The sequence below is a fragment of the Serratia ficaria genome (assembly GCF_900187015.1).
Classification (GTDB): Bacteria; Pseudomonadota; Gammaproteobacteria; order Enterobacterales; family Enterobacteriaceae; genus Serratia; species Serratia ficaria.
In genome coordinates, this window is the sequence record NZ_LT906479.1 from 43,475 (window position 1) to 61,991 (window position 18,517).

Genomic DNA, 18,517 nt, shown 5'->3' on the forward strand with positions numbered 1-18,517 from the left:
ATCGCCGCAGGGCCAGGATTCGGCCCGCGCAGGCAAAATAAATTGTGATGTTTATCACAAAATAAAAACAAACCCGAAATTTAAAAATGAGATATTAGTCACATTATTGTGCGATTTAGGCGCGCTTTATGGTCGTTGTGGCTTTTTTACACGGCATTAATGTGATCTTAATCACTATAAGTGGCGGTGTTGTGGGGTGTTATACGTGATGTTTGTCACAAAAATTTCGCGAAGTTCGCGTGGTCAATACGGCGTGATAGAGTCCACTGCGCATACAGCGATAAACACGGCTGGATCGTCACAACAATAATCACGCGCTCTATTGTCAGCGCGTAACAATAGGGGTGTGTTTTATGTTTTCACCAGACATCAAGGTTAAAGTGCAAAACTTTGGCCGCTTCCTGAGCAACATGGTGATGCCCAACATTGGCGCCTTTATCGCCTGGGGTATCATAACCGCGTTATTCATTCCTACCGGCTGGCTGCCGAATGAAACCCTGGCCAAGCTGGTCGGCCCGATGATCACCTACCTGCTGCCGTTGCTGATCGGTTATACCGGCGGGCGGCTGGTGGGCGGCGATCGCGGCGGCGTGGTCGGCGCCATCACCACCATGGGCGTGATCGTCGGCGCCGATATGCCGATGTTCCTCGGCGCGATGATCGCCGGCCCGTTGGGCGGCTGGGCCATCAAGCATTTCGACCGCTGGGTGGACGGCAAGATCAAAAGCGGCTTTGAGATGCTGGTGAACAACTTCTCCGCCGGCATCATCGGCATGCTGCTGGCGATCCTGGCCTTCCTGGGCATTGGCCCGCTGGTGGAGGTGCTGTCCAAACTGCTGGCGGCCGGCGTGCACGTCATGGTGGTGAACAACCTGCTGCCGCTGGCGTCGATCTTCGTCGAACCGGCGAAAATCCTGTTCCTGAACAACGCCATCAACCACGGCATCTTCTCGCCGCTGGGCATTCAGCAGGCCACAGAGGCCGGCAAGTCGGTATTCTTCCTGATTGAAGCCAACCCGGGTCCGGGCATGGGCGTGCTGATGGCCTACATGTTCTTTGGCCGCGGCAGCGCCAAGCAGTCTGCGGGCGGTGCGGCGATCATCCACTTCCTTGGCGGCATCCACGAAATTTATTTCCCGTACGTGCTGATGAACCCGCGCCTGCTGCTGGCGGTGATCCTGGGCGGCATGACCGGCGTCTTCACCCTGACGCTGCTGAACGGCGGCCTGGTGTCTCCGGCTTCCCCCGGCTCTATCCTGGCGATTCTGGCGATGACGCCGAAAGGCGCCTACTTCGCCAACATCGCGGCGGTGGTTGCGGCCTTTGCCGTGTCCTTCGTGGTCGCCGCATTCCTGCTGAAAACCTCGAAGGTGAAAGAGGACGACGATCTGGAAGAGGCCACCCGCCGCATGCAGGAAATGAAGTCCCAGTCCAAGGGCGGCGCAGCCGCTCAGGCGGCGGTCGACGGTGACCTGACCACCGTGCGTAAAATCATCGTCGCCTGCGATGCGGGCATGGGCTCCAGCGCCATGGGCGCCGGCGTGCTGCGCAAGAAAGTGAACGATGCCGGGCTGAACAACATTTCGGTGACCAACAGCGCCATCAACAACCTGCCGGACGATGTGGACCTGGTGATCACCCACCGCGATCTGACCGAGCGGGCGATGCGCCATGCGCCGCAGGCGCAGCATATTTCGCTGACCAACTTCCTCGACAGCAAGCTGTACAGCGATCTGGTCGAGCGCCTGGTCGCGGCCAACAAAACCACCGACCACCAGCAGAAGGTGATCGGCGCGCTGGACGACAGCTTCGAAGCCAGCGAGCAGAACCTGTTCAAACTGAGCGAAAGCAACGTGTTCCTCAACCTGCAGGCCAGCGATAAAGAGCAGGCGATCCGCTTCGCCGGCGAGCAGCTGGTGAAGGGCGGCTACGTCGAGCCGGAATACGTCGCGGCGATGCTGGAGCGCGAAAAACTCACCTCCACCTACCTGGGCGAATCGATCGCCGTGCCGCACGGCACCATCGAGGCCAAGGATCGGGTGCTGCGCACCGGCGTGGTGTTCTGCCAGTATCCGCAGGGCGTGCGCTTCGGCGAAGAAGAAGACGAAGTGGCCCGCCTGGTGATCGGCATCGCCGCCCGCAACAACGAGCATATCCAGGTGATCACCAGCCTGACCAATGCGCTGGACGATGAGGACGTCATCGAACGCCTGGCGCACACCACCAGCGTGCAGGAAGTGCTGGAGCTGCTCGGCGGCAAGAAAGCCTGACAACAGAATCATTTTTGGGGTGCAGCTTGCTGCACCCTTCGACATTAGGAAGGTAAGGTTATGAAAGCATTACATTTCGGCGCCGGGAACATCGGCCGCGGTTTTATTGGCAAGCTGTTGGCGGATGCGCATGCCGAACTGACTTTCGCCGACGTCAACCAGGCGGTGCTGGATCAACTGAACAGCCGCAAAAGCTATCAGGTGCGCGTGGTGGGCGAGCAGGAGCAGGTCGAGAGCGTCAATAACGTCAGCGCGGTCAACAGCGGCAGTGAGGAAGCGGTGGATCTGATCGCCGCAGCCGATATCGTCACCACCGCCGTCGGCCCGCAGATCCTCGGCAAAATTGCCGGCGCTATCGCCAGGGGGCTGATCAAACGCCACCGGCAGGGCAACGAGCAGCCGTTGAACATCATCGCCTGCGAGAACATGGTGCGCGGCACCAGCCAGCTGAAGCAGCACGTATTCGACGCGCTGCCGCAGGACGAGCGGGCGTGGGTCGAGCAGCACGTCGGCTTCGTCGACTCCGCGGTGGACCGCATCGTGCCGCCGGCGGAAGCGGGCAGCAGCGATCCGCTGGAAGTGACGGTGGAAACCTTCAGCGAGTGGATCGTCGACCAGACCCAGTTCAAGGGCCAACCGCCGGCCATCGCCGGCATGGAGCTGACCGACAACCTGATGGCGTTCGTCGAGCGCAAGCTGTTTACCCTCAACACCGGCCACGCCATCACCGCCTACCTCGGCCAGCGGGCCGGGCTGCAGACCATCCGCGATGCGATCCTCGATCCGGCCATCCGCCGGGTGGTGAAGGGGGCGATGGAAGAGAGCGGCGCGGTGCTGATCAAACGCTACGGCTTCGACGCCGACAAGCACGCCGCCTACATCAACAAAATCCTCGGCCGCTTTGAAAACCCTTATCTGCACGACGACGTCGAACGCGTGGGCCGCCAGCCGCTGCGCAAGCTGAGCGCCGGCGACCGCCTGATCAAACCGCTGCTGGGCACGCTGGAATATGGCCTGCCGCACGCCAATCTGATCCAGGGCATCGCGGCCGCCATGAGCTACCGCAGCGTGCAGGATCCGCAGGCGCAGGAGCTGGTGGAACTGCTGAACCAGCTGGGGCCGAAAGCCGCGCTGGCGCAAATTTCCGGCCTGCCGGCGGAAAGCGAGGTTGTAGAAGAGGCCGTTGCTGTGTATAACGCCATGCACAAGTAGAATCGTGATGATGAACACCCGAGCGCAGCTTGCTGCGCTCCTGCAACCCGAGTTCGGCATCGACGGCCCTCCCCACGCCATTCGAAAAGCGACGATGGAAGAAGCACAGGCATTTGAAAACCAGGTTCTGGAAAAGCTGAACGCAGGCAAGACGGTGCGCAGTTTCCTGATCGCGGCGGTAGAGCTGCTGGCGGAGGCGCTCAACGTGCTGGTGGTGCAGGTATTCCGCAAGGATGACTACGCGGTGAAATATGCCGTCGAGCCGCTGTTGTCCGGCGCCGGGCCGCTGGGCGAACTGTCGGTGCGCCTGAAGCTGATGTACGGGCTGGGGGTGATTTCACGTCATGAGTATGAAGATGCCGAACTGTTGATGGCGCTGCGCGAAGAGCTGAACCACGACGGCACGGAATACCGCTTTGTCGACGACGAAATTCTCGGTCCGTTCGGCGAGCTGCACTGCGTGGCCGCATTGCCGCCGGTGCCGGCTTTCCTGCAGCCCGGCGAAGCGGATGAATCGCTGATCGCCATGCAGCGTCAGCGTTACCAGCAGATGGTGCGTTCCACCATGGTGCTGTCGGTCACCGATTTGATCGCCGGCATCGGCGCCAAACAGCCTTCCCGGCTGTCCCCGCTCGGCCGCGGTTAGGCAAAGGCCGCGCGCCATTCGTCAAACAGCAGCCACAGCGCGGTTGCCGCCATCAATCCCGACATCACGCCGTTAAACAGCCGCAGTTTCCAGCCGACCCGCAGCGCATCGCGCAGGCGGTCGCCCAATATCGCCCAGACCAGCACGCAGGGGATGTTCAACGCGGTGAACGCGGCGATGGTCATCAGCGTATGGCTCAGGCTGGCGCCTTCGCGCGGCGTAAACAGAATAGCCACGTTAATCGCCATCAGCCAGGCCTTGGGATTGACCGCCTGGAACAGCGCGCCATTGAGCAGCCGCATCGGCCGCGCCTGCTGTTTGGCGTCCGGCGAACCGGCGCGAAACAGCTTCCACGACAGCCACAACAGATAGGCGCAGCCGACCACCGCCAGCGGAAAACGTATCGATCCCGCCCAGCTGAGCACCAGCGCCAGCAGGCTGGTGGTCAGCGCCAATTGCACCGCGCAGCCGAGGCTGATGCCGAACAACATCGGCAGGGTGCGGCGCAGGCCGAAGTTGACGCCGGACGAGGCCAGCAGCAGGTTGTTGGGGCCGGGGGTGATCGACATCACGGTGACGTAACTGACAAAGGCGGAGTCCAGCATGACGGGTTCCTTGCAAGGGCTGAATAACAAGGCATCAGCATAATCTGCCGCGATGAATGGTGACAGAACCACAAATCAGCTATTGTCATGGTTACAGTTTCCTGAAATTCAAACTGTACCCACTGCCTGGAGAGAAACTGTGACCCTGCTCGATGAAACACCGGAAACCCGCTACCTGCAGCTGGCGGATACGCTGGCGGAGGCGATTCGCCGCGGCACGCTGCTGCCCGGCAGCCGTTTGCCTTCGGTGCGGCGCTGCGCGCAGACCCACAGCGTCAGCATCAATACCGTGGTGTCGGCCTACCGCACGCTGGAGGACCGCGGGCTGATCGAAGCGCGGCCGCAGTCGGGCTTCTACGTGCGCAGCACGCTGCCGGCGCTGAAAATGGCCCCTCAGCCCAGCGGGCGCATCGAGCCGCCGGCCGACGACGTGCTGGCGCTGATCGACGCCGTGTTCGCCGCCCAGCAAAACCCGCAGTTCACCAACATTTCGCTGGCTTGCCCGCAGACCGCCGATTTTTATCCCGGCGGCAAGCTGGGGCGCATGCTGTCGTCGCAGCTGCGTCGGCAGCCCAACCTGATCGGCCAATACGCGCTGCCGCCCGGCAGCCTGCGGCTGCGTCAGCAAATAGCCCGCCGCGCGATGACGCTGGGCATGCTGCTGGAGCCCGGGGACATTACCCTGACCCACGGCTGCATGGAGGCGCTGCAGCTGGCGCTGCGGGTGATCACCCGGCCGGGCGATTGCGTCGGGCTGGAGTCGCCGACCTATTTTTACCTGCTGCCGCTGCTGGCCAGCCTGGGGCTGAAGGCGCTGGAGATCCCCACCGACCCGCAGCACGGGCTGTCGCTGGACGCGCTGGAGCTGTTGCTGAATGAAAAACGCCTGAACGCGGTGATCGTCATGCCGACGGTGCAGAACCCGCTGGGCTGCACCATGCCGCCGGCGGCGAAAAAGCGGCTGGCGCGGCTGATGAACGATCACCAGGTGCCTTTAATCGAAGATGGGTTGTACGCCGAGATCCAGTTTGGCGCCGCGCTGTCGCCGGCGGTGAAGTCTTTCGACAGCGATGGCTGGGTGCTGTTCTGCTCCAGCTTCACCAAGACGCTGGCGCCGGATTTCCGCATCGGCTGGATCAGCGGCGGCCGCTTTAACGAGGCGTTGCGCAAGCTGAAGGCGGTTTCGTCGATGTCCGAATCGCAGCTGCTGTCGGAAACGCTGGCCACCTTCCTGGAGAGCGGCGGTTACGATCATCACTTGCGCAACCTGCGCAAGCGCTATGCCGCCCAGGTGGATGAGGCGCGGGCCTTGATCGCCCGGCACTTCCCGCGCGGCACCCGGGCGACGCAGCCGGCGGGCGGCTTCGTGTTTTGGGTGGAGTTTCCGGCCGGGGTCGACAGCGTGGCGCTGTTTCATCAGCTGCTGGAGGAGCAAATCTGCCTGACGCCGGGCACGCTGTATTCGCCCAGCGGCCGTTACCGCAACGCGCTGCGGTTGTCCTGCTGCTACCCGTTCAACGCGCGCTACACCCAGGCGCTGGCCCGCGTCGGCGCCAAAGCCTGCGAGATGAGCGGCCTGCCGCCGGGCATTGCGCAAGACGGGTAACGGCGCGCGCATTTTGCTACAATGTGGGCATCATTGATTAGCGTGCCATATTGAGCACAACAGGCCAGACACCATGAAAGAGAAAGAAAAGGCAGAGATTAAGCGCCTTAGCGACCTGCTGGACGCACTGAACCACAAAGACGCCACCGTGATCCAACAGGGCAACCCTGACCTGATCGCCCAGCACAGCAAAGAGAAAGAGAAGCTGGCGGCGGAAATCGAGCGCCTGAAAGGCGTGCGCGTCGAGAAGCTGAGCGCGGAAGCGCAGAAGCTGAGCCAGCTGCCGTTCAGCCGCGAGATCACCAAGAAAGAGCAGGCCGACATGGGCTCGCTGAAGAAAAGCGTGCGCGGCCTGATCGTGGTGCACCCGATGACCGCGCTGGGCCGTGAGATGGGCCTGAAGGCGGTCACCGGCTACGCCAAGAAAGCGTTCTGATTGCCCGGGCGCCCTGCGGCGCCCGCGATGTTATCCCTTGGTCGTGAAGTACGCCTTGGTTTGATAGGGCACGGTCACCTCTTCCTTGCCCTGCAGTTCCCCTTCCTCCGCCACCAGCTGGCGAACCTGTTCGATCACCCGCTCCTGCTGCGGCTGCGGCAACGCGGCGATAAAGCTGGTGGAGCGCACCCGGTTGTAAATCACATCCTCAACCGCGCCCCGATGGTTGAGCATAAACACCTGCTCCTGCAGCGGTTCGAAACCTTTGAACGGAAACAGTTTGCGCCATTCGCCGGTATAGAAACGCGGCGCGTCGCCCTCGTGGCGGTCGACGATTTGGTTCAGCTTGCGCACCCAGCCGACGCGCGCGTCGCGCATGTTCCACACCATGCCGAGCTTGCCGCCGGGCTTGAGGATGCGCTGAATTTCAGCCAGCGCCCGCGGCGTGGCGAACCAATGGAACGACTGCGCGCACACCACCGCATCGACCGACTCGTCCGGCAGCGGGAGGGATTCGGCGCTGCCCGCCAGCGTTTTCACCTGCGGCAGCGCCGCCGACAGCTTCTCCAGCATTTGCGCCACCGGTTCCACGGCGATCGCCTGCGCGCCGGTTTCCAGCAGGCGCGGGGTGAATTTGCCGGTGCCGGCGCCGAGATCGATAACCGTCATGCCGGCGTGCAGGCCGATGACCTCACGCAGCCAGCCGGCGATTTCCGGCGGGTAGTCCGGCCGGCCTTTCACGTAGCGGTCGGCGTTGGTCTGGTAGCCAACGGCTGCGGCGTGATGAATCGAATGAGAAGGGGTGTTCATGGCTTCTGCTCCTGCCTGAAAGAAGTTGCGCAACGGTATGGTACCCGCCGGTGTTTTTCAGCGCCCCAGCAGGCGGCGGTTATGGTCTTCGAGGCGGCCTTCGTTGATGCGCGTCAGCATGGTTTTGCTCCAGCTGGCCGACAGCCCGGCCACCGTCAGCAGGCGGCGATACTGCTCTTCGTCGAACGGCATGTGCCAGGCGATGCCGATGGCCTCGGCGACCGACAGGTCGCTGCTGCGCGCCGCCAGCTCCAGCGGGCGATCGCCGCTGACCATGCCGGGGGAGACTACGCGGTACAGCCAACCGCAGCGGCCGCTTTGCTGCATCAGCACCGAGATGTCGTCGATAGCGAAATGATAGTTGAGCTTGAAGCACGGGGAGCGCGGCTGGGTGACCTGGATCAGCGCCTCGCCCCAGCGGTAGATATCCCCCATGAACACGTTGTGTTCGGTCAGCCCCCGGGTGGAGAGATTCTCGCCGAAGGCCGGCGCGCTGAACAGCTCCGCCTGCGCCGGGAACTGCTCGCGCCAGTGGGCGTAGTGTTCGCGCGGGTAGTGGCACAGCGCGCGGTCCGGCCCGCCGTGGTAGCTTTTCTCCGCCTGCTCGTCGCCTTCCAGGCCGAGCGGCGTGAGCCTGACGGCGCCATCCACCTGACGTTTGGCGATGGCGCTGGGGCGCCCGCCTGCATAGGGTTGGATGCCGCCGATATAAACTTCTGGGTGATGCATATGCGCCTCCGTGTCTCGCGTCGAAGGTTCAGCATAGCCTGAGTTGATCGGCAGGAACAGGATAACCCGCCCGAAAGTAGCCGGGCGGGAGCGGCGTCAGAAAGCGGTCCAGTTGTCTTCCGCGGCAGCCTGGCCGACCGGCTGCTTCACCGTCGGCGCTTTCGGCGCCGGAACTTTGGCGGCAAGCGGCTCGGCCTGTTCCGCCAGGCGGAATACCGAGACGCTCTGCAGCAGCATCTCGGCCTGTTCTTCCAGCGAGTCGGCGGCGGCGGCGGACTCTTCCACCAGCGCGGCGTTTTGCTGGGTGGTGTGGTCCATTTCGACGATAGCCTGGCCAATCTGGGCGATGCCGCGCGTCTGCTCGTCGGAGGCGGCGGCGATTTCGGCCATGATGTCGCGCACGTGGGTCACCGAGCGGACAATCTGCTCCATGGTGCTGCCGGTGTTTTCCACCAGTTCGGTGCCGGTTTGCACCCGGTTGACCGATTCGGCGATCAGCCCTTCGATCTCCTTGGCCGCCTGGGCGCTGCGCTGCGCCAGGTTGCGCACCTCGCTGGCCACCACCGAGAAACCGCGGCCCTGTTCGCCGGCGCGCGCCGCCTCCACCGCGGCGTTGAGCGCCAGAATGTTGGTCTGGAAGGCAATGCCGTTGATCAGGGTGGTAATTTCGGCGATCCGCTGAGAGCTGCTGGAAATGTCGCGCATGGTGCTGACCACGCTCTCCACCAGCTTGCCGCCCTGCTGCGCGGTTTGCGAAGCGTCGGTGGCCAGTTGATTGGCGTGGTGGGCGTTATCGGCGTTCTGTTTCACCGTGGCGGTCAGCTGTTCCATGCTGGCGGCGGTTTCTTCCACCGCGGCCGCCTGCTGCTCGGTGCGTGAAGACAGATCGGTATTGCCGGCGGCGATCTCCGCCGCGGCGGTGGACACCTGGCTGACGCCCATCTGGATCTTCTCGATCATATCGCGCAGGTTCTGGCTCATCGCCGCCACCGCGTTGAGCAACTGGCCGAGTTCGTCGCGGCGGTGGCTGGTCTGCGCCTGGCGCAGGTCGCCGCTGGCGATGCGTTCCGCCATCGCCAGGGTGCTGTGCAGCGGGCGGGTGATTTGCAGCGTGATGCGCCAGGCGATCAGCACCCCGGCGACGATGGCGATCAGGGTGGTGACGCCCATCTGCAGCTGCGCCAGATTGATGTCGCTGTGGGTCTGCGCCAGCTCATCCTGCATAAAGGCGTTGACCAGCGTGCCGATCTGTCGGGCGCTTTCGCCCAGCTGCCGGCTGAGCTGCTGTTCCTGCTGATAGGCCGGCAGGTAGGCGGCGATGCGCTTCTTGTAATCGTCGAGCGCGGTCAGCAGCGGCTGCAGCTGGGGGCGCTGCGCATCGCTAACCCGGCGGCTCAGGGCGCCGGCGGCGTCGCGCGCCTCATCGATGGCGGCCATCAGCGGCGCTTCGGCTTGCTGATCCAGGCTCAGCAGCAGGCCGCGCGCGCCGTAGCGCACCTGGGTCAGCTTCTGGTTCAGCTGGATGAACGCCAGCTGCAGATCGCCGTTGGTGAGCTGCCGCTCCAGCTGGCTCAGGCTGGCCTGCACCTCAGACATGTTCCAGCTCTGGCGCACCGCGTCTTTCGCCGCCACCGCCCGCTCGAAGGCGTTTTGCTGCTGCTGATATTCGCCGATCAACGTCACCAGCCGCTGCAGGTCCTTGCGGCTCTGCGGGTCCCAGTCCAGGTCTTGCCCCTGGCCGATCAGTTTGACGGCGTTTTCGATGTTGGCGCGGTTGCTGTGCAGATATTCCGGTTGATAGGTCTGGCCGAACATCGCGCGGTTATATTTGGCCTGATTGATCTCGTCGTTCAACCGGTTGCTGAAGTCGATGCGATCGGCGCGGGACTCGATAATGTGCAGGTACTGCGCCCCGGTGCCGGCGATGGTGACCGCCAGCAGCAGCAACAGCGCAAAGCCGAGGCCGAGCTTTTTACCCACGGTGAGATGAATGAATTTTCCTGCCGATGTGTGCAATGCCGCCATAGTCTTTTTCCTTTCCGGGCGAACGTCGATTGAACAAACCATCGGCAAAGGGTGGTCAAACTTTAGCGGATTTTCGGCAAAAAAATGCCCGCATCAGCGGGCATCTTCAGGGGATAACGCGAATTACTTCTTCGCGGCGAAGCGCGCTGCGGCCTCGTCCCAGTTAACCACGTTCCAGAATGCCTTGATGTAGTCTGGGCGTTTGTTCTGGTATTTCAGGTAGTAAGCGTGTTCCCACACGTCCAGGCCAATGATCGGGAAGCCTGAAGCGCCGGCAACGGCTTCGCCCATCAGCGGGCTGTCCTGGTTGGCGGTAGACACCACGGCCAGTTTGTCGCCTTTCAGCACCAGCCAGGCCCAGCCTGAACCGAAGCGGGTGGCCGCCGCCTTCTCGAACTCTTCCTGGAATTTCTCAACGCTGCCGAAATCGCGCTCGATGGCCGCTTTCAGATCGCCGCCCAGGGTGGTGCCGGTTTTCAGGTTTTTCCAGAAGAAGCTGTGGTTGGCGTGGCCGCCGGCGTTGTTGCGCATGAAGGTGCGCTTGTCGGCAGGCACTTTATCCAGATCCTGGATCAGTTCTTCAACGCCGTATTGAGCCAGTTCCGGGTAAGCTTCCAGCACGGTGTTGGCGTTGTTGACGTAAGTCTGATGGTGTTTGGTGTGATGGATTTCCATCGTCTGCTTGTCGAAATGCGGTTCCAGTGCGTCGTAGGCGTACGGCAGGGATGGCAGTGAATAACTCATAATCATCATCTCCAGTGGTGTATGGGCGGCGCAAGGTGCGAGCACCGCGTAAGCAGTCGGATCATTATAGTTAATTAAATGATATTGAAAATGATTATCAATGCCCTACAAAGTAAATGGTTAATTCCGACCGGCGAACAGACAGCGGCCCGATCTGCAGCGCGACAGCTCTATTTGCATCACCGAACCGCGGCGATGTTGGTTACTCTCTATACTGTTACTGTCGTGCGCCGGGCATCGGGCCTCCGTGTGAAGCGGATCACATTTATGTGCGCCTCCGGGGCTATAGTGTTCACTTTACCGGCACCGATTTGTAACAACCACAAGTACGCTGTGGTAATATTATCGCCGTCTTGCAGCAATCATAACAACAGTGACATTCGCGCTTCCCGCTTGATGGGGGAATGCGCCATTTGAAACAATGTGACAATCGAGAGTGAAAGGAGATCCCCATGCAGGTCAGCAGAAGGCAGTTCTTTAAGATCTGCGCTGGCGGTATGGCAGGAACGACGGTGGCCGCGCTGGGCTTTGCCCCGGAAGTGGCGTTGGCGGAGACCCGGCAGTACAAGCTGCTGCGCGCCCGTGAAACCCGTAATACCTGTACGTATTGTTCCGTCGGCTGTGGGCTGTTGATGTACAGCCTTGGCGATGGCGCCAAAAACGCCAAAGAAAGCATTTTTCACATCGAAGGGGACCCGGATCACCCGGTAAACCGCGGCGCGCTTTGCCCGAAAGGCGCCGGCCTGGTTGATTTCATCCACAGTGAAAGCCGCCTCAAGTACCCGGAATACCGTGCGCCAGGCTCAGACAAATGGCAGCGCATCAGCTGGGACGACGCCTTCACCCGCATCGCCACGCTGATGAAGGAAGACCGCGACGCCAACTTCGTCAAAACCAACGAACAGGGCGTTACCGTCAACCGTTGGCTGAGCACCGGCATGCTGTGCGCCTCGGCCGCCAGCAACGAAACCGGTTATCTGTCGCAAAAATTTAGTCGCGCTCTCGGCATGCTTGCCGTAGACAACCAGGCGCGTGTCTGACACGGACCAACGGTAGCAAGTCTTGCTCCAACATTTGGTCGCGGTGCGATGACCAACCACTGGGTTGATATCAAGAACGCGAATCTGATTATCGTCATGGGCGGTAATGCGGCGGAAGCGCATCCGGTGGGGTTCCGCTGGGCGATGGAAGCCAAAATTCACAATAAAGCCAAGCTGATCGTCATCGATCCGCGCTTTACCCGTACCGCATCGGTGGCGGATTTTTACACGCCAATCCGTTCCGGGACCGACATCGCTTTCCTGTCGGGCGTCCTGCTGTACCTGATGACCAACAACAAGATCAACCGCGAGTACGTCGAGGCCTATACCAACGCCAGCCTGCTGGTGCGGGAAGACTTTGCCTTCGACGACGGCCTGTTCAGCGGCTACGACGCGGAAAACCGCCAATACGACAAAACCACCTGGAACTATCAGTTCGACGAGAACGGCTACGCCAAGCGCGACGTCACGCTGCAGGATCCGCGCTGCGTGTGGAACCTGCTCAAGCAGCACGTCAGCCGCTACACGCCGGAGGTGGTGACCAACATTTGCGGCACGCCGAAGGACGATTTCCTGCAGGTGTGCGAATACATCGCCGAAACCTGCGTGGCGGATAAAACCGCGTCGTTCCTGTACGCCCTGGGCTGGACACAGCACTCGGTCGGCGCGCAGAACATCCGCACCATGGCGATGATCCAGCTGCTGCTCGGCAACATGGGCATGGCGGGCGGCGGCGTCAACGCGCTGCGCGGCCACTCCAACATTCAGGGGCTGACCGATCTGGGCCTGCTGTCGCAGAGCCTGCCGGGCTACATGACGCTGCCGTCGGAGAAGCAGACGGATCTCGACACCTATCTGAAGGCCAACACGCCGAAGGCGCTGCTGCCGGGCCAGGTGAACTACTGGGGCAACTACCCGAAATTCTTCGTCAGCATGATGAAGAGCTTCTACGGCGACAAGGCGCAGAAGGACAACGACTGGGGCTTCGACTGGCTGCCGAAGTGGGACAAAGGCTACGACGTGCTGCAGTACTTCGAGATGATGTCGCAAGGCAAGGTCAACGGCTACTTCTGCCAGGGCTTCAACCCGGTGGCCTCGTTCCCGAACAAGAACAAGGTGGTGGCGTCGCTGTCCAGGCTGAAGTTCCTGGTGACCATCGATCCGCTGAACACCGAGACCTCCAACTTCTGGCAGAACCACGGCGAGTTCAACGACGTCGACCCGTCGGCGATCCAGACCGAAGTGTTCCGCCTGCCGTCCACCTGCTTTGCCGAAGAAAACGGCTCCATCGTCAACTCCGGCCGCTGGCTGCAGTGGCACTGGAAGGGCGCCGACGCCCCGGGCGAAGCGCTGAACGACGGGGAAATCCTGGCGGGCATCTTCACCCGCCTGCGCGAGATGTACGCGCGCGACGGCGGTGCGGTGCCGGAACAGGTGCTGAACATGACCTGGGATTACCTGACGCCGGACAACCCCGCCGCCGAAGAAGTGGCGCAGGAAAGCAACGGCAAGGCGCTGGCGGACCTGCTCGACGCCGACGGCAAGGTGCTGGTGAAAAAAGGCGAGCAGCTCAGCTCCTTCGCTCAGCTGCGCGACGACGGCACCACCGCCAGCGGCTGCTGGATCTTCGCCGGCAGCTGGACGCCGGCCGGCAACCAGATGGCGCGGCGCGACAATGCCGATCCGTCCGGCCTCGGCAATACGCTGGGCTGGGCCTGGGCCTGGCCGCTCAACCGCCGCATCCTGTATAACCGCGCCTCGGCCGATCCGCAGGGCAAACCATGGGACGCCAAGCGGCAGCTGCTGGAGTGGGACGGCGCCAAGTGGGCCGGGGTGGATATCCCGGACTACGGCACCGCCGCGCCGGGCAGCGACGTCGGGCCGTTCATCATGCAGCCCGAGGGCATGGGCCGGCTGTTCGCCACCGACAAGATGGCGGAAGGGCCGTTCCCGGAGCACTACGAGCCGTTCGAAACGCCGCTCGGCACCAACCCGCTGCACCCGAACGTGGTGTCCAACCCGGCGGCGCGCGTGTTCAAGGACGATCTGGCGGCGATGGGCAAATCCGACAAGTTCCCGTACGTCGGCACCACCTATCGTCTGACCGAACACTTCCACTACTGGACCAAGCACGCGCTGCTCAACGCCATCGCGCAGCCGGAACAGTTCGTGGAGATCGGCGAAAAGCTGGCGCAGAAGATAGGCATCCAGCACGGCGATACCGTGAAGGTCAGCTCCAACCGCGGCTACATCAAGGCCAAGGCGGTGGTGACCAAGCGCATCCGCACGCTGCAGGTGCACGGCCAGGAGGTCGACACCATCGGCATCCCGATCCACTGGGGTTACGAAGGGGTGGCGAAGAAAGGCTTTATCGCCAATACGCTGACGCCGTTTGTCGGCGATGCCAACACGCAAACGCCGGAGTTCAAGGCGTTCCTGGTCAACGTGGAAAAGGTGTAACGGAGACGAATTATGGCAATGCAATCCCAGGACATCATTCGTAAATCCGCCACCAATGGCTTCACGCCGGCGCCGCGCGCCCGTGATCACCAGGAAGAAGTGGCCAAACTGATCGATGTCACCACCTGTATCGGCTGCAAGGCCTGTCAGGTAGCCTGTTCCGAATGGAACGACATTCGCGACGAGGTCGGGCACAACGTCGGGGTGTACGACAACCCCGCCGATCTGACCGCCAAATCCTGGACGGTGATGCGCTTCTCCGAAGTGGAGGAAAACGGCAAGCTGGAGTGGCTGATCCGCAAGGACGGCTGCATGCACTGCGCCGACCCGGGCTGCCTGAAGGCCTGCCCGTCGGAAGGGGCGATCATCCAGTACGCCAACGGCATCGTCGACTTCCAGTCGGAGCACTGCATCGGCTGCGGCTACTGCATCGCCGGTTGCCCGTTCGACGTGCCGCGCATGAACAAGGACGACAACCGGGTGTACAAGTGTACCCTGTGCGTCGACCGCGTGGACGTCGGCCAGGAGCCGGCCTGCGTGAAAACCTGCCCGACCGGCGCCATTCATTTCGGCACCAAGGAAGCGATGAAACAGGTGGCCGCCGAACGCGTCAGCGAGCTGAATACCCGCGGCTATCAGAACGCCGGTCTGTACGATCCGGCGGGGGTGGGCGGCACCCACGTGATGTACGTGCTGCACCACGCCGACAAGCCGCAGCTGTATCACGGCTTGCCGGATAACCCGAGCATCAGCCCGGCGGTGACCTTCTGGAAAGGCGTGTGGAAACCCCTGGCGGCCATCGGCTTTGCCGCCACCTTCGCAGCCAGCGTGTTCCACTATGTCGGCGTCGGCCCCAACCGCGTCGAAGAGGAAGACCACGACGAGCTGCACGATGAGGAGACGCGCAAATGAGAAAGGAAAAGCGCATTCAGCGTTACAGCGCGCCGGAGCGGATCAACCACTGGATCGTGGCGTTCTGCTTCGTGTTCGCCGCCATCAGCGGGCTGGGGTTCTTTTTCCCGTCCTTCAACTGGCTGATGAACATCCTGGGTACGCCGCAGCTGGCGCGCATTCTGCACCCCTTCGTCGGGGTGATCATGTTTGCGGCCTTTCTGATCATGTTCCTGCGCTACTGGAAGCATAATCTGATCAACCGCGAGGATATCCTCTGGGCCAAAAACATCCACAAAATCGCCATGAACGAAGAAGTGGGCGACACCGGGCGCTATAATTTCGGCCAGAAATGCGTATTCTGGGCGGCAATCGTCAGCCTGGTGCTGCTGCTGGCCAGCGGCGTGGTGATCTGGCGGCCGTACTTCGCGCCGTCGTTCCCGATACCGCTGATCCGCATCGCGCTGCTGGTGCATTCGCTGGCCGCGGTCGGCCTGATCATCGTGATTATGGTGCACATTTACGCCGCGCTGTGGGTAAAGGGCACCATTACCGCGATGGTCGAAGGCTGGGTGCCGGCGGCCTGGGCCAAGAAACATCATCCGCGCTGGTACCGTGAGGTCCGCGAGAAACAACAGGAAGACAAACCCTGATGAGCATCCGCATCGTTCCTAAAGAGCAGTTAGGGGCACAGCGCGAGAAGTCCACAACGGCGGAGACCATCCCGCCGTTGCTTTTCGCCAATCTGAAAAGCCTGTACAGCCGCCGGGCGGAACGTCTGCGTCAGCTGGCGACCGACAACCCGCTGGGCGACTATCTCAACTTCGCCGCCCAGCTGGCCGAAGCGCAGCACCATGCGCTGCACGACAACCCGCTGCAGCTGGATCTGACCGAAGTTCTGCAGCAGGGCGCCGCCAGCGGCAAGCCGCCGCTCGATCTGAGCGTTTACCCGCGCAGCGAACACTGGCGGCGGCTGCTCACCTCGCTGATAGCCGAGCTGCGCCCGCAGGCGCCGGAGCCTATTCTGGCGGTGCTGGACAACCTGGAAAAAGCCTCGGCGCACGAGCTGGAGCTGATGGCCGACGCCTTGCTCAACCGCGAATTCAGCCGGGTGGGCAGCGAGAAAGCGCCGTTTATCTGGGCCGCGCTGTCGCTTTACTGGGCGCAGATGGCCAGCCTGATCCCCGGCAAGGCGCGCGCCGAGTACGGCGAACACCGCCAATTCTGCCCGGTGTGCGGCAGCATTCCGGTCGCCAGCATGGTGCATATCGGCACGGTTAACGGCCTGCGCTACCTGCATTGCAACCTGTGCGAAAGCGAATGGCACGTGGTGCGGGTGAAGTGCAGCAACTGCGAGCAGACCCGCGATCTCAACTACTGGTCGCTGGACAGCGAACAGGCGGCGGTGAAGGCGGAAAGCTGCGGCGACTGCGGCACCTACCTGAAAATCCTGTACCAGGAAAAAGATCCCAAGGTGGAGGCGGTGGCCGACGATCTGGCGTCGCTGGTGCTGGACGCCAGGATGGAGGACGAAGGCTTCGGCCGCAGCAGCATTAACCCGTTCCTGTTCCCGGCGGAGTGACGATCGGCGACTGCGCCGCGGGGAAGGTTCATGAATTTCCGGCCGGGCTTCTGGCATTCGCCCGGCCGAGTTGCTACGTTTACGCAATGACGCGCAAAGCGAAAGGAAAGGGATGACGATGTTGAAGACCATTGCAAAATTTACCGCGGTCGCCGTGCTGGCGATCGGGCTGGCGGCCTGCGACAACCAGGACGACGCCAAGCCCGAGGTGCCGAAGCCCGATACCAAACCGACCGTGACGCAGCCTGCGCCGCCGGCGGTGGAAACCCCGGCGCCGCCGCCCGGGCTGAGCGTTTCGCTGCAAAAGGGCCGGCTGACCTTCGAGCTGCCGGCGGGTTTTAGCGATCAGACTCAAAACAGCGGCATCATCAACGACAGCACCTCCACCATTCAGCGGTTCCTCGACGGCAAATCGCGCCAGAGCGCGGTGTCTTCAGAAGTCATTCCGCCGGACGGCATGAAGCTCAATTCCAGCGATAAAATGCTGAAAGAGCTGACGCAGAGCATGCTGACCGAGCTGGCCGGGCGCTACCAGAATATCCAGACCACCAAAGAAGACAACTTCACCGTCGGCAAACAGAAATTTCGCCGGGTGGATACCGAACAGAGCATCAACGGACAGAAGGTGATGTCCACCATTATGCTGACGGTGTTCAACAAGCGGGTGGTGACGCTGCAAATGCTGTCGCCGGCCAAAACGCCGGAGGTGCATCAGGCGTTGGTGCAGCGGATTATCGACACCCTGGCGGTGAAATAAGGTTATTTCATCCATGGCCAGGGTTGAGCGAAACGGGGGAGATCGGATGAAGCTTATCGGCAGTTACACCAGTCCTTTTGTGCGCAAGATCTCCGTGCTGCTGCTGGAGAAGGGGATCGCGTTCGAGTTCGTCAACGATCCGCCGTATGAAGCGGGCAGCCGGGTGGCGGAGCTGAATCCGCTCGCCAAGGTGCCGGTGCTGGTGACCGACGACGGCGAGGTGTTTTACGACTCGCCGGTGGTGGCCGAGTATCTGGAACTGCTGGCGGTGGCGCCGGCGTTTTTGCCCGCCGATCGCGCCGCGGCGCTGCGTATCCGCCAGATTGAAGCGCTGGCCGACGGCGTCACCGAGGCGGCCGCCACGCTGTTCCGCGAAAGCAAACGCGCGCCGGAAAAGCAGGATGAAAACTGGATCCTGCGCCAGCGCGACAAACTGTCGCACGGGCTGGACGCGCTGGAAAAGCTGGCGCAGGAAAAAACGCTGCTGAACGCCGAACGGCTGACGCTGGCGGATATCGCCACCGGCTGCGCGCTGGGCTACCTGAACTTCCGCCGCATTCTGCCCAACTGGTGCGTCGAACGCCCGGCGCTGGTCAAACTGGCCGAACGCCTGTTCGCCCGCCAAAGCTTTGCCCGCACGCTGCCCCCCTGATTGCCCTCCGTCCCCGCTGCGGCGGGGCTGTGTTATGCCGATACCCCTAAAC

The 18,517-nt window shown here is 62.3% G+C and carries 16 protein-coding genes; 11 read left to right on the forward strand and 5 right to left on the reverse strand.

What is annotated here, in order from left to right:
* Window positions 1-353: 353 nt before the first annotated feature.
* The 3 genes from CKW09_RS00190 to CKW09_RS00200 all read left to right on the forward strand — a co-directional run bounded on the left by CKW09_RS00190 (window position 354) and on the right by CKW09_RS00200 (window position 4,128).
* Complete coding sequence (locus tag CKW09_RS00190) at window positions 354-2,270, forward strand: PTS mannitol transporter subunit IICBA (RefSeq protein ID WP_061797856.1); 1,917 nt, start codon at window positions 354-356, stop codon at window positions 2,268-2,270.
* A 60-nt stretch (window positions 2,271-2,330) separates the two neighbouring features.
* Entirely contained in the window at window positions 2,331-3,482 is a 1,152-nt protein-coding gene (gene mtlD / locus CKW09_RS00195) for a mannitol-1-phosphate 5-dehydrogenase (RefSeq protein WP_095094897.1), read from the forward strand.
* Window positions 3,483-3,576: 94 nt separating this feature from the next.
* The gene (locus CKW09_RS00200; RefSeq protein WP_231922192.1) at window positions 3,577-4,128 is read left to right on the forward strand and encodes an MltR family transcriptional regulator; all 552 of its coding nucleotides are present in this window, start codon (window positions 3,577-3,579) and stop codon (window positions 4,126-4,128) included.
* Here CKW09_RS00200 and CKW09_RS00205 read toward each other — a convergent pair.
* Window positions 4,125-4,733 (reverse strand): LysE family translocator, encoded by a 609-nt coding sequence (locus tag CKW09_RS00205; RefSeq protein ID WP_061797860.1) that lies wholly within the window; start codon window positions 4,731-4,733, stop codon window positions 4,125-4,127. The genes CKW09_RS00200 and CKW09_RS00205 overlap by 4 nt on opposite strands.
* A gap of 139 nt (window positions 4,734-4,872) precedes the next feature.
* On the opposite strand from CKW09_RS00205, the gene CKW09_RS00210 reads away from it, so the two are divergent.
* Both CKW09_RS00210 and CKW09_RS00215 read left to right on the forward strand, forming a co-directional pair.
* Window positions 4,873-6,339, forward strand: a complete 1,467-nt coding sequence (locus CKW09_RS00210) for an aminotransferase-like domain-containing protein (protein WP_061797861.1) — start codon at window positions 4,873-4,875, stop codon at window positions 6,337-6,339.
* A gap of 73 nt (window positions 6,340-6,412) precedes the next feature.
* Window positions 6,413-6,775 carry a YibL family ribosome-associated protein gene (locus CKW09_RS00215; protein ID WP_061797862.1) on the forward strand — a complete coding sequence of 121 codons (363 nt, stop codon included), beginning with the start codon at window positions 6,413-6,415 and terminating at the stop codon, window positions 6,773-6,775.
* A 30-nt stretch (window positions 6,776-6,805) separates the two neighbouring features.
* Here the strand turns inward: CKW09_RS00215 and CKW09_RS00220 are convergent, their stop codons facing one another.
* The 4 genes from CKW09_RS00220 to sodA all read right to left on the reverse strand — a co-directional run bounded on the left by CKW09_RS00220 (window position 6,806) and on the right by sodA (window position 11,083).
* The gene (locus tag CKW09_RS00220; RefSeq protein ID WP_061797864.1) at window positions 6,806-7,585 is read right to left on the reverse strand and encodes a class I SAM-dependent methyltransferase; all 780 of its coding nucleotides are present in this window, start codon (window positions 7,583-7,585) and stop codon (window positions 6,806-6,808) included.
* Between the two features lie 57 nt (window positions 7,586-7,642).
* A complete protein-coding gene (gene yiiM, locus CKW09_RS00225) occupies window positions 7,643-8,314 on the reverse strand; it encodes a 6-hydroxyaminopurine reductase (RefSeq protein ID WP_095094903.1) in 672 nt (223 codons plus the stop codon).
* A gap of 96 nt (window positions 8,315-8,410) precedes the next feature.
* Window positions 8,411-10,339, reverse strand: coding sequence for a methyl-accepting chemotaxis protein (locus CKW09_RS00230; protein WP_061797866.1), 1,929 nt, complete (start codon window positions 10,337-10,339; stop codon window positions 8,411-8,413).
* A 123-nt stretch (window positions 10,340-10,462) separates the two neighbouring features.
* Complete coding sequence (sodA, locus tag CKW09_RS00235; protein ID WP_061797965.1) at window positions 10,463-11,083, reverse strand: superoxide dismutase [Mn]; 621 nt, start codon at window positions 11,081-11,083, stop codon at window positions 10,463-10,465.
* Window positions 11,084-11,535: 452 nt separating this feature from the next.
* Here sodA and fdnG point away from each other — a divergent pair, with 452 nt between their 5' ends.
* The 6 genes from fdnG (at window position 11,536) to CKW09_RS00270 (ending at window position 18,465) form a co-directional block, all read left to right on the forward strand.
* Window positions 11,536-14,583 (forward strand): formate dehydrogenase-N subunit alpha, encoded by a 3,048-nt coding sequence (gene fdnG, locus CKW09_RS00245; protein WP_145957234.1) that lies wholly within the window; start codon window positions 11,536-11,538, stop codon window positions 14,581-14,583.
* Window positions 14,584-14,595: 12 nt separating this feature from the next.
* Entirely contained in the window at window positions 14,596-15,495 is a 900-nt protein-coding gene (gene fdxH / locus CKW09_RS00250; RefSeq protein WP_061797869.1) for a formate dehydrogenase subunit beta, read from the forward strand.
* Window positions 15,492-16,127, forward strand: coding sequence for a formate dehydrogenase cytochrome b556 subunit (fdoI, locus tag CKW09_RS00255; RefSeq protein ID WP_061797871.1), 636 nt, complete (start codon window positions 15,492-15,494; stop codon window positions 16,125-16,127). The genes fdxH and fdoI overlap by 4 nt, the downstream gene beginning before the upstream one ends.
* A complete protein-coding gene (gene fdhE, locus CKW09_RS00260) occupies window positions 16,127-17,056 on the forward strand; it encodes a formate dehydrogenase accessory protein FdhE (RefSeq protein ID WP_061797872.1) in 930 nt (309 codons plus the stop codon). Before fdoI ends, fdhE begins: the two co-directional genes overlap by 1 nt.
* Window positions 17,057-17,174: 118 nt before the next feature.
* Entirely contained in the window at window positions 17,175-17,813 is a 639-nt protein-coding gene (locus CKW09_RS00265; protein ID WP_061797966.1) for a DcrB-related protein, read from the forward strand.
* 46 nt (window positions 17,814-17,859) lie between these two features.
* A complete protein-coding gene (locus tag CKW09_RS00270) occupies window positions 17,860-18,465 on the forward strand; it encodes a glutathione S-transferase (protein ID WP_095094909.1) in 606 nt (201 codons plus the stop codon).
* Window positions 18,466-18,517 lie beyond the last annotated feature (52 nt).